This is a genomic window from Shewanella sp. MBTL60-112-B2 (genome assembly GCF_019655055.1).
Taxonomy (GTDB): domain Bacteria; phylum Pseudomonadota; class Gammaproteobacteria; order Enterobacterales; family Shewanellaceae; genus Shewanella.
Genome location: NZ_BPFA01000001.1, coordinates 52609 through 68595, shown reverse-complemented (window position 1 = coordinate 68595; position 15987 = coordinate 52609). Strand labels below are relative to the sequence as shown.

Annotated in this window: 15 protein-coding genes; 4 read left to right on the top strand and 11 right to left on the bottom strand. The window is 44.9% G+C overall.

The genetic code is table 11. From position 1 onward, the window contains the following. Positions 1 to 62 precede the first annotated feature (62 nt). The 3 genes from K5Q73_RS00260 to K5Q73_RS00250 form a co-directional block, all read right to left on the bottom strand. Positions 63 to 506 (bottom strand): universal stress protein, encoded by a 444-nt coding sequence (locus K5Q73_RS00260; protein ID WP_220758718.1) that lies wholly within the window; start codon positions 504 to 506, stop codon positions 63 to 65. Positions 507 to 623: 117 nt separating this feature from the next. Beyond that, the gene (locus K5Q73_RS00255) at positions 624 to 1055 is read right to left on the bottom strand and encodes a universal stress protein (RefSeq protein ID WP_220758719.1); all 432 of its coding nucleotides are present in this window, start codon (positions 1053 to 1055) and stop codon (positions 624 to 626) included. Positions 1056 to 1158: 103 nt separating this feature from the next. Next, positions 1159 to 1539: an STAS/SEC14 domain-containing protein gene (locus K5Q73_RS00250; RefSeq protein ID WP_220758720.1), complete on the bottom strand. Its 381-nt coding sequence runs from the start codon at positions 1537 to 1539 to the stop codon at positions 1159 to 1161. Between the two features lie 193 nt (positions 1540 to 1732). Between K5Q73_RS00250 and K5Q73_RS00245 the strand changes: the two genes are divergently transcribed. The 3 genes from K5Q73_RS00245 to K5Q73_RS21850 all read left to right on the top strand — a co-directional run bounded on the left by K5Q73_RS00245 (position 1733) and on the right by K5Q73_RS21850 (position 4064). Next, a complete protein-coding gene (locus tag K5Q73_RS00245) occupies positions 1733 to 3160 on the top strand; it encodes a coniferyl aldehyde dehydrogenase (RefSeq protein ID WP_220758721.1) in 1428 nt (475 codons plus the stop codon). Between the two features lie 22 nt (positions 3161 to 3182). Then, positions 3183 to 3755: a TetR/AcrR family transcriptional regulator gene (locus tag K5Q73_RS00240; protein ID WP_220758722.1), complete on the top strand. Its 573-nt coding sequence runs from the start codon at positions 3183 to 3185 to the stop codon at positions 3753 to 3755. A 78-nt stretch (positions 3756 to 3833) separates the two neighbouring features. Beyond that, a complete protein-coding gene (locus K5Q73_RS21850) occupies positions 3834 to 4064 on the top strand; it encodes a DUF1272 domain-containing protein (RefSeq protein ID WP_220758723.1) in 231 nt (76 codons plus the stop codon). Between the two features lie 91 nt (positions 4065 to 4155). Here the strand turns inward: K5Q73_RS21850 and K5Q73_RS00230 are convergent, their stop codons facing one another. From K5Q73_RS00230 to K5Q73_RS00200, 7 genes are all read right to left on the bottom strand, one after another. Next, positions 4156 to 5523 carry a PAS domain-containing sensor histidine kinase gene (locus K5Q73_RS00230; RefSeq protein WP_220758724.1) on the bottom strand — a complete coding sequence of 456 codons (1368 nt, stop codon included), beginning with the start codon at positions 5521 to 5523 and terminating at the stop codon, positions 4156 to 4158. Between the two features lie 43 nt (positions 5524 to 5566). Beyond that, positions 5567 to 7036 (bottom strand): sigma-54 dependent transcriptional regulator, encoded by a 1470-nt coding sequence (locus tag K5Q73_RS00225; RefSeq protein ID WP_220758725.1) that lies wholly within the window; start codon positions 7034 to 7036, stop codon positions 5567 to 5569. 126 nt (positions 7037 to 7162) lie between these two features. Next, a complete protein-coding gene (locus tag K5Q73_RS00220) occupies positions 7163 to 8374 on the bottom strand; it encodes an ABC transporter permease (RefSeq protein ID WP_220758726.1) in 1212 nt (403 codons plus the stop codon). 26 nt (positions 8375 to 8400) lie between these two features. Continuing rightward, a complete protein-coding gene (locus tag K5Q73_RS00215) occupies positions 8401 to 9702 on the bottom strand; it encodes an ABC transporter permease (protein ID WP_220758727.1) in 1302 nt (433 codons plus the stop codon). A 21-nt stretch (positions 9703 to 9723) separates the two neighbouring features. Further along, a complete protein-coding gene (locus K5Q73_RS00210) occupies positions 9724 to 10443 on the bottom strand; it encodes an ABC transporter ATP-binding protein (RefSeq protein WP_220758728.1) in 720 nt (239 codons plus the stop codon). Between the two features lie 121 nt (positions 10444 to 10564). Then, positions 10565 to 10843 (bottom strand): hypothetical protein, encoded by a 279-nt coding sequence (locus tag K5Q73_RS00205; protein WP_220758729.1) that lies wholly within the window; start codon positions 10841 to 10843, stop codon positions 10565 to 10567. A gap of 32 nt (positions 10844 to 10875) precedes the next feature. Continuing rightward, on the bottom strand, positions 10876 to 12138 hold the full coding sequence (locus tag K5Q73_RS00200) for an efflux RND transporter periplasmic adaptor subunit (protein ID WP_220758730.1): 1263 nt from the start codon (positions 12136 to 12138) through the stop codon (positions 10876 to 10878). Between the two features lie 864 nt (positions 12139 to 13002). Here K5Q73_RS00200 and K5Q73_RS00195 point away from each other — a divergent pair. Next, the gene (locus K5Q73_RS00195) at positions 13003 to 14160 is read left to right on the top strand and encodes a porin (protein WP_220758731.1); all 1158 of its coding nucleotides are present in this window, start codon (positions 13003 to 13005) and stop codon (positions 14158 to 14160) included. Positions 14161 to 14364: 204 nt separating this feature from the next. Here the strand turns inward: K5Q73_RS00195 and K5Q73_RS00190 are convergent, their stop codons facing one another. Then, a complete protein-coding gene (locus tag K5Q73_RS00190; protein ID WP_220758732.1) occupies positions 14365 to 15891 on the bottom strand; it encodes a sigma-54-dependent Fis family transcriptional regulator in 1527 nt (508 codons plus the stop codon). Positions 15892 to 15987: the final 96 nt, after the last annotated feature.

Here is a 15987-nt window from a genome sequence, read left to right as displayed (position 1 = left end):
CCGTCTTTATGCAACTAGCTGACTAAATCAGCTTTAACAAAGTCTTTTAAGTTGCTAATAACTCACTTAACCACTAGCACCGGGCACTTGGCTTTGTTGGCGATGGCCTCGGCAATATTGGGGTTGAGCAGATGCGCAATACCTTTGCGGCCATGACTGGCGATAACAATCATACCAATCTGACCGACCTCAGCCTCTTCAAGGACCTCATCTAAGACATCCCCTTTTCGAAGTACCGTTTTTACCGTCAATCCATGATTGAGTTCCTGTTGGATCTGCTGCTCTATTTTCTGTAGATTTTCATTCGCCGCAGTTTCTATCTGTCTATCAAGTTGCTCCACAGACTCTACTGCAATGCCATAATGATGCTCACTAAAAGGCTCACTCATTACATGCACCAATCGTAAGCTCACACCATATAGATTCGCCATCTCGATGGCATAGCTCAGTGCATGAGACGCCGTCAATGAAAAATCGGTTGGACATAAAATTTGTCGAGTACGCATAACTTCTCCTCAACCAAGCCTATTTATACTTGATTGCAGTCTAGCTTTCGTTAAATGATTCAATCATTGGAGTCATCTAAATCATTGGAGTCATCTAAATCATTAACTTAATACTTCTTACTTCACCACTAGCACAGGACACTGAGCGCGATTTGCGACCGCTTCAGAAACGTTGGAGTGCAAAAAATGTGATAGCCCGGTGCGGCCATGGCTGGCAATGACGATCATGCCTGCCTCTGAGCCCTCGGCCTCTTTTAGGATCTGCTCAGCAGCACTGCCGTGACGAATAACAGACTCAACTGAGAGCTCACTCTTGAGCTCAGTTAATAGCTTCTTCATATTTTCAGCCGCAGAGTCTTCCATGCTCTGAGCGAGCTCTTCAGGGGTAACCGTAAGGATTTGATAATTATCGACTCCCATAGGTTGCTCGATAACATGCACAATACGTAGACCAACATGGTATAGATTTGCCATTTCAATCGCATACTTTAGTGCATGGGACGCTGTATCTGAAAAATCCGTCGGGCATAAGATTTGACGACTACGCATAACTATTTCCTCCAAACATTATTCGCTTGCTATCACCATGGTGAATACCGCTTTATGGCAAAGACTTAAACTATAAGCTAATACTAATTCCTTACTAATAAGGTTAGTCATTAAGCCAATCGCGCGCCTCTTTTTTGCTCTCAAAAAACTTGGCGTCGTAAGGGGTAAACCAGTCTGCCAATTTCGCCATCCACTCTTGAAGGCGTCCCTCACCCACAATGGCAATCTTCTCGAATGCCTTACCGTGGGCAACGCCTAGCTTTAGATCGTCCCAGGCCGCTCGTAGTTCCCAGCCATCTAACTCACTAATATCCGCTAGCACATTAATTTCAGGATCTTCCACCCCAGCAATCGCGGACTCCAGCATGGGAACCATATATTCATAATCTTCGTGGGTTAACTTACCAACAGCAACAAAGGTCATATAAAACTTGCTACCACTGCGCTCAATTCCTACGGATATGCCATGTCTATCATTGCTCATTTGATGCTCCTCAGTTTTTAAGTGTGTCGACTAAGAATAACAACCTTTCCTAATTCAATTTTAGAGTCTTAACAATTCTTGAATTTGATCTTGGTCACAATTCGATCTGATATTTGATCTTTAATCAAAAGTTCATTATCATCAGACCGACTAATCAGTCGGTTATTTAAAGACCAAATCTGGAGCTCAGTTAATGAATATGCATATCGACAATCAAGCAGCACAACCCCTCTCGCAAATGCTAATCAAACAACGTACTAGCTACTTAAATGAGCCTGCGCCCAACTATTACGCCAGAATTGAGCACCTAAAAAGCCTTAAAGCCGCGATTATTACTTATCAAGAGCAACTCGTGTCAGCACTGAACCGCGACTACGGCAACCGCTCTGTTGATGACAGTATGATCTCCGATATCATGCCTTGCATTAACAACATCAACTATAGCCTAAAGCACCTTAAGAAATGGATGAAGCCTAGCTCTCGCCACCCTGGCTTGCTGCTAGCACCGGCAAAAATTAAAGTGCATTACCAACCTCTAGGTGTCGTTGGCATTATCGTACCGTGGAATTTCCCAATCATGCTGTCTGTTGGACCGCTTATCACCGCTCTTGCAGCAGGTAATCGCGCCATGATTAAGCTGTCAGAATTTACCCCAGAAACCAACCAAGTGCTCAAAGAGATGTTAAGTAGCATCTTTGATGAGAGCCATGTGGTGTGTATTGAGGGAGAAGCTGATATCGCCGCCGAGTTTTCATCGCTACCATTTGATCACTTACTTTTTACCGGCTCGACCACGGTTGGCCGCCATGTCATGCGCGCGGCAGCGGATAACCTCACTCCTGTGACCCTGGAGCTTGGCGGAAAATCTCCAGTCATTATTGCCGACGATATCGATATGGATATCGCTGTCGAGCGCATGATCTACGGCAAATGCTTAAATGCGGGCCAGATTTGCGTTGCACCAGATTATGTACTCGTGCCGCGTGCCAAGTTAGACAGTTTCATTCAGGCCTATAAGAAAAAGTTCATCAGCATGTACGGCAAAGTCAGTGACAATAAAGATTACGGCAGTGTGATCAATCAGCGACAATTTGACCGTATTATGCAGGTGCTAGATGACGCTATCGACAAAGGCGCCAACATTATTAGCGCCAACGATGAAGCGATTAATACCGATAAACGTAAAATGCCAACCCAGCTTATCAGTGGTGCCAGTGATGAGATGTTAGTGCTACAAGAGGAGATCTTTGGCCCGCTACTGCCAATCATCCCTTATAACAGCCTAGATGAGGCGATAAGTTACGTTAACCAGCGCCCTCGTCCTCTGGCACTTTACCTGATGAGCTTTGATAAAAACACGCAGCAGCACGTACTCAAGCACACGCATTCTGGCGGAGTGTGTATTAACGAAGCCGTGTTTCATGTGGCGGCCGATGACGCCCCCTTTGGTGGCATAGGGCCATCGGGCATGGGGCACTATCACGGTAAAGAGGGCTTCCTAACCTTTAGTCACGCAAAAACGGTTCTCAGCCGCGGTAAATATCTCAATACAGGTAAATTGGTGCACCCACCCTATGGTGGATTTATTCAGCGCCTATTGATGAAGTTTTTCTTACGTTAACCTTAACTTGGCAGCAAATTTGATGAGTCGTATCGACAAAAAACAGGCCATATTAGACACCGCGCTGACGCTTTTTGTCAGCCAAGGCTTTTATGCCACCTCAACCGCCTCGATTGCTAAACAAGCTCGGGTAGCTACTGGCACTTTGTTTCATCACTTCGCCTCAAAAGAGGCGTTGATGAACTATCTGTATATATCCATTAAGCAGGAGTTTGCCGATGCGATAAAATCGCAAATCAGTCAAAAGGGGGACTTGGAAAAAGACGCTCAACACCTGTGGCAGGTCGCCATAAATTGGGCGATTGCGAACCCACTTAAACAGGAGTTTTTCCAGCAATACTCTATGTCTCCGTCGATCGCATCCGAGGTGAGACAGCAGGCAATGAACAGTATTTTAGGCTTTATGGGGGAGTTAATTAATCAAGGGCAAAAACAAGGTGTACTAGCAGATTATCCGCTACCCTTAATGCTAGAGAGTTGTCATGGCCAATATTTAGCGGCCACGCGATACTTTCTAGATAACCCTGAATCATGGAAAGATGAAGCATATCAACAGTCAAGTTTTGCAATGTTTTGGAATGCAATGAAGACCTAGTTAGTTAACCAGTGGCAACTTATGAATAAGGCATAGAGCTGTTATTGAGTTAAGGATAATTTATTCAAAGGAGTGAATATGTTAAGAATGAAGACTAAATGCGAGCACTGTCATACGGCACTTGCACGAAAAGATACCGCCTATATCTGCTCATTCGAAGATACCTACTGCAAAAGATGCAGCGAGAAACTGCATTTTACCTGTGTAAGATGTCAAGGAGCGCTGGTACTAAGACCGCCAAGACTAATCAAGCCATTTAAGGTGCCTACCGCTAGATTAAAGACCCTTGCTTTAGCTAACTCCTATTAGCCGTAAAATGACAATTTATCAGAGCACTAGGGGCGTATTTATAACAATCACCTCTACTGCTCTATATAGACCATAAAGGTTACCGCATTATCTATGCATAAGGTAACCACAGACTCACACATAAACCTTTGTTATCCCGATTATGTAAGCAAATTCGTCCATCGTGAGCCTCAATAATCTCACGACAAAGAGGCAAGCCTAAGCCTGTACCTGACTGTTTGGTAGAGTAAAAAGGTAATAATGCTTGTTGCAGCACATCCGCCGACATCCCTAAGCCTTCATCCTTCACCTCAATACAGATCTCTTTATTCGGATAGGCCTGATTTGCCTCTTTGATCTCAAGGCTAACCTTAGCCGGTTCTGAACCGGATTCGTGGGCATTTTTCAGTAGATTAAGTAATACTTGCTCCATCTGAATCAAGTCGAAACTAACCTGATTTTTAGGTAGTTCGCCTAATAACTCAAATTGATAATGTTGTTTTAATTGCTGAGTGAGTGACTGCCAATCGACGGGCAGCTTTTGCGGCAAGGGAAGTTTAGCAAAGCGCGCATAGTTGAAGATAAACTGACTAAGGTGACTGGTGCGATCTTCAATAGTATCGAAAATCAGCTTTAACTTAGGATCGTTAAGATCTTTGGTGATCATTCGCCCAGAGTTAACCATGGAAGCTATTGGTGCTACTGAGTTATTGAGCTCATGACTGATGATGCGAATAACCTTTTTCCATACAGCCACCTCCTGCCGATTGAGCTCTCTAGTCAACTGCTTAAGTAACACCAAATGATGGAACTGACCGTTTAACAGAAACTGGCCTCGGGACAGGTGCCAAGTTTCAGCATCATGCCCCTCCGCGTTACTACTGAATGAGAACAAACCATCCTTGGGGTTTTCCATCGCACTAACCAACTCCTGCGACCCCCCTTCAAGCAGCTCGCTTAAACTCATACCCTCAATTCTAAGTCCATTATGAAACAAATGTCTCGCCGCATCATTGGCATAGATCACCCGCTGTTTATCATCGAGTAGTAGCATCACATTAGGAGAGCTTTGTATGACTTTGTCGAGCAGTAATTCCCGCTGGTAAATGTATTGTCGCTCTTTGCGCAATGTCTGTGCAGACTCGTTAAATAGACTCGCTAGTGCCTTTAACTGATTATCGCCACTCACCGGAATACTTACACTAAAGTCATTATCTTTAAAGTTAAGTAAGCCCACCTCAAGCGCCATTAAACTTGTTGCCAAGCCCCGAGTCAGCAGATAACTTATGCTAGCAGCGAGGAGTAACGAGGCTGAAAGAATCACAACATATAACCATGGTTGTTGAACAATGCTTTGTTGCACCTCTAGAGGCGATAGCCATATCAGACCTGAAAATGCCAACAACAGACCCGAAGCACTCGCAAGCACCGCACCGGTAATTAGCTTAACTCTTAATGAAACCGTGGTTTTAAGACTCATATTTAGCTTTTTCTAATAATGGCGACTAACAGACAAATAAACATTACTTATCGATCCCGTACTTATCCATGCGTCGATATAAGGCTTGACGGCTTAAGCCTAGAGCCTTAGCGACTCGGGCTATCACACCGTTATGTTTGTCGAGCTCCGCTTCAATATTAGCTTTTTCTGCTTGCGGGTTTTCTATGTTACTCGGCTCAGTATTACTCATCAGATCCACAGAAGAACGCATGGGGTAACTGGCCGTTTGAGTTTTTCCAAAGGGAGACTTTTCAACTACAGCCGCTGTAATAAAATTAGTGGATGAGTCAGCAGCGGAGCTAATGCCTAGCTCAGTATTTACAAGTTCTAGTCCAAAATCCTCAACGGTTAATTCTGGGCTACTCGCTAAAATCATCGCTCGCTTACAGGCGTTTTCTAGCTCGCGCACATTGCCGGGCCAAGAATGTTCCAGCAGCACTTGCTGAGTTTGGCGTGATAAAGAGAAGTCGACACCGATAAAGTGCTCAACCAAGGGTAAGATGTCATCTTTGCGATCATTTAACGCTGCCAAAGGCAGTTCAATCACATTCAGTCGGTAGAAAAGATCCTCTCGAAATCGTCCCGCTTGGATATCCTCAGCTAAATCAGCATTAGTGGCGCTTACCACCCGCACATTGACTTTACGTGTTTGATGGCTGCCTAAGCGTTCGAACTCACCAGTTTGCAATACGCGCAGTAATTTCACTTGACCAGAAAGCGGCAGATTACCTATTTCATCGAGAAATAGTGTGCCACCATCGGCGGCTTCAAAACGGCCAATTCGAGTCTTAGTCGCCCCAGTGAAAGCCCCAGCTTCAGCGCCAAACAGTTCGGCTTCGAGTAGTTCCATTGGTAGCGCGCCGATATTAACCTTAATAAACGGCTTAACTCTTAAAGCAGAATTAGCATGAATAATATCTGCGAGCTTATCTTTACCCGCACCGTTGGGGCCTGTGATTAACACCGACACATCTGATTTTGCTATCTGCAACGCCAAGTCGACACAACGCTGCATGGCGCCACTGTTAAAAAACATTCCACAAAGATCGGCATTTTTTATGGCCACCATACGCTGGCTGTCAACTCGGCTAAACTGGGCATTTTCCTTCGACAGACGGTGCAGTGAAATCAAGTTACTGATGCTGTTGAGTAATTTGGCATCATCCCAAGGTTTACCCATGTAATCGGCAGCGCCCTCTTTCACTAACTCTACGGCCAGCTCAAGCTGGGTCCAAGCGGTGAGCAATATGATGGGCAACTTCGGCTGTTGCCCCCTAAAGGCATAAAATAAACTCTTGCCCTCTTCACCGGATGTGGTGTCTTGAGTAAAGTTCATATCTTGTATCACCAGCGCCACATCATGCAGTCGGATAAGTTCGAGGGCAACATCTGGCGATAAGCAGGTAAGTGTTTGATAACCATTTAGTTCAAGCATTAAAGCTAAGGCATTACACACAGCTTGGTTATCATCGACAATCAGGATTGTATCCATAAGCTCTTTATTATTTATTCTTTATTTAGGGCTGCTATAAAAATAACTGAAAGCCAAACAGAGTTAAAGTAAAGCTCACATTTGGCTAACAATTAGATAGCATTCCTTTATCTCAGCAGTTGCCTATTACACGCTGCGAGTCGCTGTTGCAGGTGAGATTTTCACAGCTTTTTGTGCGGGTAAGATCACTGCAATCGTTGTTAACACAAGTAGGCCTGCCACAGTCATTACCGGATAGATAACCTCTAATGGAGGTAAACTATAAAGGCTCATTAATTGCTGACCTAACTGCACTGCGATTAGCCCCCCTAATACACCACCAATCAGACATAAGAGATAATTTTCTACTAGGAATAAGCTGATAATGTCGCGCTTCTTGGCGCCAAGGGCCCTGCGCGTACCTATCTGTTTAGTGCGGCGCTCAATATTAAACATCACCATACCGGCAAGGCCTAACGAGGTGATAAGCAATAATAACACCACCATCATAGACAACACTGTCGCCATCAGCTCATGGTCTCGATATACGTTATTACGGTGTTCGCTAATGGTTTTAAAGCCTCGAACCACGCGATTAGGATGCTCTTTATGTAACGCTGCAGGGATAGCCTCTTTTAGTTCTGCAATAGCAGACTCATCTGCGCGCACTAAAAAGCGCGTAAAAGAGGAGCCCAGCTCCACATTAAGGATCACGCTGCGGTTTAAGTTGGAGTGATTTACCCAAGCACCTTGTAGGCGCTCTACTACGCCGATAATTTTCATTGGCTGATCGCCAATATTACCGCGATACATCACTTGGCCAACGGCTGATTCATCTCCAAAAGTATCTTTAGCAAAGTCTGCGGAAACTATCGCTAAAGTTGCCAGCTCAGGGCCGCCGCTACTGACCTCATCAGGATAAAAGTTTCGCCCCTCAATCAGCTTAATTCCTAAAGTTGAGATCATCTGCTCATCACCATAATAGATAGCTGAACTTGGGGTATCTTTACGATCTTCTTCATTGCTGCCAAAAGAGAAATTCGAAGACCAGCCACCACCACTGAGCGGTGTCATACTGCTCGACGTTGCGGCCTTAACACCGTCGAGGTTACGAATTATCTCAACATCAATCAGGTTCTGTTCATTTGCAACGATAGCATCGTCGAAATTGTAGATAGTTAAATCAAAAACCTCCGACTCTTCAATTCCGGATTCTCTTGCCATCAGGCCTACACGCTCGATGATAATAAAGCTGGCATTGGCCACAATCGCTACCGATAAAGTAATTTGAATCAGCAGCAGTAGTGGGCCGCTTTTATTACGCATTAGCATGCTTAATATAGGTTTAACTTGAAACATAGTAAGTTCCTTTCTCACTCTGTAAATCATTGACTCTTGAGGTAGATACTTGGGTTAGTACTGCAAATACGCCATGCAGGATAAATTCCGGCAATAATGGCTGCGCTGACCGCAATGACTGGCGCTATAACCCACATGCTTTGATCCAACTGAGCCAGCGATTCTTCAAGAGCAAACTTAGTTGATAAGAAGTAAAGTGAAATCCAGGCCCAGAGTAATCCAATGGCACCACCACAAAGGCCAATTAAGCCCACCTCGACTAAGTGTTGAGAGAAGATCTGCAAGCGACTTGCGCCAATGGCGCGTCTAACCCCGACCTCCGGGGCGCGCTTTAAGAATTTAGCCAAAAGTAATCCCAACATATTGACTAAACACACGGTCAAAAATAGCGCACTTAAGCCCACCAATACCTTGTTATCTTCAGGGACTACTTTGTTAACGTTCAGCCACTGAGCGACATCTTTAATCTCACCACGGGCATCAGGGTGTTTAAAGCGACTAATCTGTTGCTGTTGCTCAACGTAACGACCTAACCACTCTTGGTATTCTTGCTGCTTGGCAGGCGTATCTAACTCAACCCAAAATTGCAGCCAATGCATCTCGGAGTTAAGCCTGTCTTGATAATTACGAATATTTTCATGACGCCAAGAGTTATTATTTCCCCAGCTCTCATACTCCTCAATTGGTGCCATTGAGAAAGGTACATAAATCTGTTCAGAGTCATTGAAGGCACCATTGTTAACATCGTAATACTTGGGACTCGGGTTCCAATCCCCGATAATCCCCACCACCTGATAAGGTTTGCGGTTTAGCAATAAGGTTTTACCGACACTATTACCACCACCAAAAGCTTTTTGATTGATACTTTCATTAATAACAACCTTATAGCCACCTTCTTTATCGACCTGTTTATCCCAAGGGCTGCCATAGACAAACGGCACATCAAACAATGTAAAGAAATCACCGCCTGTTACCCTTACTCCCTCTAAAATAGGCGAGAAATTCGCGTCTTCGGTCTGCACCGCAAGGCCCGTTCTAAACATGGCAGCCTGTCTTACCTTTACATTACTCTGACTCAGGTTAAAAGCATCTTGATAGGTGATCTGCTCGTTAATCATGTCCCAAGTATCATTGTCTTGGCTCATCAATTGCACCGAAAACAATTGCGCTGAACGCTCCCCAGCAGGGTTAACCGACGCCATCTTATAGATATTCAAGATAGTGATGGTGATGCCTATGCCGATGGAAATCGCAAGGATCATCAACAAAGATAGAAACGGTGTCTTCTTGATGCTGCGCCAAGCTAAATCCAGATAATAAAAAAACATCATGCTCTCCTTAGCAATCCATTAAGCAACTGAAGCCGTTTCGACTTTACTTTGAGCGCCACCAGCTTGGTACATGGTGAAGTCACATACATGGCCGTCGACAATCTGAATGTTTCGCTGGGCACGACGAGCCAACTCAGCATCGTGAGTTACCATAATAATAGTGGTACCAGCCTTGTTAATGTCCTCTAATAGCTCCATCACTTGGCGCGCCATTAGGCTGTCTAAGTTACCTGTTGGCTCATCGGCTAATAAGAACCTAGGCTCACCCGCTAAGGCTCTAGCAATGGCAACACGTTGCTGCTGGCCACCAGATAGTTGCGTAGGTAGATGCTTCATTCTCGATGCGAGTCCGACTTGCTCTAGTGCACGTTCAACACGAATTTTACGCTCCTTAGCATTAAAGCCGCGATAACGCAGTGGCACCTCAACATTTTCAGCTAAGTTAAGCTCAGAGATAAGATTAAAGCCCTGAAAGATAAAACCAATTTTTTCGTTACGGATAGCAGCACTCTTGTTATCACTCAAATTTGAAATATTCACCCCATCGAGAAAGTAGTCGCCATGAGTAAAACCTTCGAGTAAGCCGGCAATGTTCAAAAAGGTGGTTTTACCCGAGCCAGAAGGGCCCGTAACCGCAACAAATTCGCCTTCATTGACCTCTAAGTTAAAGTCACGCAATGCGTGGGTTTCCACTAAATCCGTTTTAAATACTTTGCTGATGTTGTTCATCGATAACATGGTCTATATCCCTTTAATTCTGTTTATCAATCTCACTAAAAATTATCTGCTTATCAATCTCACTAAAACTGTCTGTTTTACGTAATCTGCTGTTTTCGTAATTCTCTATGGCTTGGCCTGCCTACTGGATAATCGATGAAATAAGACACTCAAGAGCACGGCCGATTAGTTGTCCAATTTTCTGGCCATCACTCAGCGCGACATCAGACACAGTGCTTAAGCTCCCCCCATTTCCACTACCAAACTCAATCAAATTAAACCCAATAAACATCCAGTCACCCGCCCTATCCGTCGATACCTGCACTGCGACCACCAATAGTATTAATACTGCAGCAGTGATGACTTGCTGCTTGTTCATTTGGTTAACTTTGCGACAAACTTTGCTAATTGCTTTATTCATTGTCAGCTTCCTTATTCGACTTTCTTACTCCGCTAGCGAACGATCACTTGCGCAGCTTTGTTAAACGGCTCAATGCTTGAGGTCACCCAAATATCTCCCTCTTGCCCGCCTTGGATCACTTCGATGTGGCTCATGCTGCGTGCACCTAACTGGATTGGGGTTTGCTCTGCAATATCACCATGCATAGCGTAAACTTCTTGGCCGCCACCGCTGTTAACAAAGGCGCCACGCTTAACCATCAACACATCGGGTCTGTGCTCCAGCAATACTCGCGCAGAAAGGCGCTGATTTTGACGCAGCTGAAGACGGTCATTTTGCTCAAATCGCACCCTTGCGGTCACTTCGCGGTTACGCACCTCGGGAGAGATAGAAGACAGTTCGCCCATCACACTGACAGAGCCAAAGCTCAGCTCGACCGCCATACCTATACCTAACTCATCGGCATAAGACTCCGGCACTGCGAGCTCTGCTTCAAAAGCACTGAGATCGACAACGGTCAAAATCGGTTGGCTCTGGCCAATACGCGCTTTTTGCTCAGTAAGCCAATTACCAATAATGCCGCCAACGGGGGCGATGATATTTAGTGCCGTCACTTGGCGTTCGAGCTCCTTAACAACCAAAGCCTGACGGTCAACTTCTAGGGCCGTGTTCTTAAGCTCGAAGGTCAAGGTATCTTTCATCAGTTGCGCTTCTTGCCCCGCATGGGCAAATAACAATTTGGCCTTATGCAGATCATCTTTACTCTTTTCGAAATCAATTTTGCTGATCAACTTTGACTCTATCAATTGGTCGCCACGGCGACTCTCGCGATCAGCCGCTTCTAAATCGACCTTGGCCATATCCAAAGTTTGCTGCGCCTTCAGCTGCTGGCGACGAGCATCGAGACGAGCACGCTCTAGCGAACTTTTCATCCCCTCAAGTACAGCTTGTTGCTGCTTTAGGCTATTGGTCAGTTTATGACTCTCAATGCTTGCCACAATCTGGCCTTGTTCAACTTTGTCACCGGGCTTAGCAATTAAAGTCACAGAGCCTTGCTCTGGGCTATATAAAACAGGCGCATTGGCAGCAACTATCTTGCCAGTGGTGGGAATATCACGAATGAGGGTACCGCGCTCTAAGGTGGCAAATCTAAGCTCAGAACGCTTAATTGAATTGGCAATCGAGTCATTGTCTATGCTCGACCACACTAGACTCGATACCAGCAAGGCGGCTAGACCCAGCATCAAAGGACGCTTCACTTTGCTCGCTGTGCTTGGCTGCTTTATCACATCTTGTGCACTGGTATCCTGAATCATCTTCTTTCCCTAAAGTGTCCGTTGTTAACGATTACTGCTTTGATAGGTCTATTAATACAAGCACCATGCCAAAAACAATTAATTACTAATAAACAGTTACTTAATAAACAACTGAACATCGTATCGAATTAAAGTGTCCGCGGACACCCGTTAAAAGTGTCCGATTAAGTATCGATAATGTCCGATATAAGCAAAGTGTCCGATTTGAAAGAAGGTGCTAGGTTATAGGTTATAGGGCGCTGCGCTGCGAGGACGGGCTTCGCCCTGCTAGGAAAATCAAAAAAACGACGGACTAAAGCCCGACCTACAACAGCCAATACTTTTCCGGCTTTTCCGATCTCAGCTTTACCCGTCTTTGCTTTAACCGTCTTTGCTTTAAAACATAGGCCCTAGAACCTAGGGCGCTTCGCTTCGAGGACGGGCAGCGCCCTGCTAGGAAAAGCAAAAGCTCAAAACAAAACCCAAGCAAAAAGCTGTATTCTTTCCGCTTTACCTTTCTAGGCTCTAAGGTCTGCTTTTCCAAATACCTAACTCTTTGACGGGCTAAAGCCCGACCTACAACGGCCAATACTTTTCCGGCTTTTCCTATCTCAGCTTTAACCGTCTTTGCAGTTTGCCATTCCTAGGACCTGCTTTTCCTAGAACCTAGCGCCTTCTTTTAACCTTTTAACAACGACATTTCACTTTTAACACGATATTTAATGATCCCATTTAACGATATTTCGTGGTTCGAGGATCTTGCTCCAATTTCTTATGCTTAAACCCCGTATTTCCCCCCTTGGCACAGTAGCTGCTCTGTTAGGCGTAATTGGTAAAAACCAATATTGATTAGCTTTAACAAAATAAAAAAATAGGGAAAATGATATGAATAAGAAACTGCTGGCGCTTTTAATTCCGTCACTTTTGATGGCGGGTTCAGCACAAGCCGTAGAGATCTACAATGACCAAACTAACAGCATAAATATGATGGGTTGGTTAGGCTTTGCTGCCATTAATGACACTCATGACACCGCAGTCGTCGACAACTTCTCACGAGTGGGCTTTCGCTTCGATCGTCAAGAGAAGAACGGTTGGCGCAGTTACGCTCATACCGAATGGGGCATTAATATGGTGACTAGCGACGACTCGCTAAGTTACTCAGGCGGTCAGCTAGGTGCAGAGAAAAACTCTGACTTCTTATTCAATCGTTTAGGTTACGTAGGCTTAGCTAATGATAAATGGGGTAGCTTAACTTTTGGTAAGCAGTGGGGCGTGTACTATGATGTGGCATACACCACCGACGTACTCAACGTCTATACCGGATACTCTGTAGGTGCTTACACCTTTGGTGACGGCGGCCTAACAGGTGCCGGTCGTGCCGATTCTGCCTTTGTTTACCGTAACTCTTTTGGTAACTTGAGCATCGCACTTCAATATGCAGCTAAGCAAAATGGTGATGTGGCGCTTTATGACAAAGATGGCATCGCGTTAGATGACGGTTCACACGTTGAGTTTGATACTAGTTATGGCGCGAGCTTAACCTATCATTTCACCGACAAGTTTAAGGTGCTTGCGGGTATTAACCGTGGTGACTTTACTGGCGAACTGGCTGGTGAAAGCGTCGATGATACTAACGAGATCATCGGTGTTGGCGCACAGTATGGTTCTTTCTATCAATATGCCCCTAACCGCGATGCCGATGGTTTCTATGTGGGTTTCAACGCCCATAAGAGTAAGCAAAACGAGTTAGTGGCAGGCGAGCTATATGACTCGACTGGTGGCGAATTCCTAATTGCTTACCAGTATGAAAACGGCTTTGTGCCGACCTTCTTACTGTCTTACCAAGATCTTGATACCGATGCATCAACAACAATCCAAGGTGACTGGACGCGTCAATTTGCGGTGTTAGGCCTGCACTACCGTTATAGCAAGGACACTGTGATGTTTGCTGAAGCTAAAATCGACTTTAGCGAGATGGACGATAAGAGCTTTGAAAATCTCCAGGACAATAGCTATGCCGTGGGCATTCGCTACTTCTTCTAGTTATAGCTGATTTGTTTTGACCAAGCACTGAGAACTAACTCCAGTGTTCGACTCAATCAGGGATAGATTGAGTCATTATTGTCTCGTTTTATTAGCTCCCACTATTTTCGAGAACCTCTTTAGAAAACCAAAAAAAAACACTTCCTCGGAAGTGTTTTTTATTGCCTAGTTAATTTTGATGTTAAATCGCCCTAGGGCTCTGGTTTAGCACAAACCCAGTTTTTTCATCTTACTCTTTAGGGTGTTAGGGTTGATATCTAGCAGCTCTGCTGCACCTCCAGGCCCATAAAGTTTTCCGCCGGTAATGCGCATCGCATGGCTGATGTATTTGCTTATCATGGTTTCAAGTGGCACTAACTTGTCACTGGCGTGGCTGGGATCAACGATAATAGTTTGTCCAGCTTGTGTAGTGACCTCTTCATCGGTTTGTGCCTGCAACAAATCAAAGGTTAATGGCCCCCTAGGCTTTTGAATGATAGCTCGCTCAAGTACATTAATCAGCTCACGAACATTACCCGGCCAGCCATAATTATTTAAGAGACTCAATTGCTCTGGCATCACTCTAGGTAATTTTTCTAGATTAAACTTTGCGGCTAACATTTCTATAAAATGTTGCACTAATAGTGGAATGTCACTGCGGCGCTGGCGAAGCGCTGGAATATCGATAGGAAAAACAGCTAATCGATACCAAAGATCTTCTCTAAAGGTTTTATCATGAACCATGGCCTGTAGGTTTCTATGAGTTGCGGCGATGACTCGAATATCCAAATCGACATTTTCATAGCCTCCCACTCGGGTGATCGAGCTATTTTGCAACACCCGTAATAAGCGCACTTGCGCGGAGAGTGGCAGCTCACCAATCTCGTCTAAAAAGATGGTACCGCCATTAGCTTGCTCAAAGTAACCCGCTTTACGAGTCTCGGCGCCTGTAAATGCTCCTTTCTCATAACCAAATAACTCCGAGTCTATGAGTGTTTCAGGAATGGCACCGCAATTCACTTTAATAAAAGGCTTACCGGCGCGATTGGATTTTGCGTGGATCGCGTTGGCGATCACTTCTTTACCGCAACCGGTTTCCCCCTGCATTAATACGCTGGTATTCAAAGCAGCAATCGCATCAACCTGAACCATCACCTTCTTCAAGCCACCTTCGGCTCCCACAACACCATCAGGACAAAACATCGCCCGCTTAAGACTGTCATTTTCTAGGCTCAATGCTTGGTTAGCTCTAAGCAAGTTACGCCCCCGTAGATTGAAGGCGGTAATTAAAGATAATGTGTCTTTATGGGGCTCAATGAGATCCGCATGCAAGGGTTTAAATTGCCCAGGTGTTTTTGAATAAAACCCGACAACACCGAGATGGGTATCACTGCTAACCATACGCAGCAACACAACTGATGCGATTTCAGGGATCAACTGCGGTGCAACAAACCCTGTCACCGGGTCTAGGCCTATATCGTTAATGATGCGGATCACCGGTCGATCATTTTGCTGCAACACGGCTTCCATCTCCGGCGAGATCTTGACCTGTTTATCCAGTGCGACGGATTGCTGCTCATTAACATGTGACAAAAACTGAATGTCGCCATGTTCTGGACGGTAGATATTGAGGAAAATACCATCAATAGGCAGGTATTGCTTAACAAATTCGTAGTAACTTTGTAGAGCGACTTCGAGTGACAAACTGCTGCACAGACAGTGAGTCGCCTGATAATAAAATTGTTCCTTCATTGATATCTCGGGTTAGCCACGAAGTTTCGTGATGGTAAATCATTGTATTTCGTGATTCTGTGTTCCTGTTCATAAATAACCAAAAACAGGAAGTGT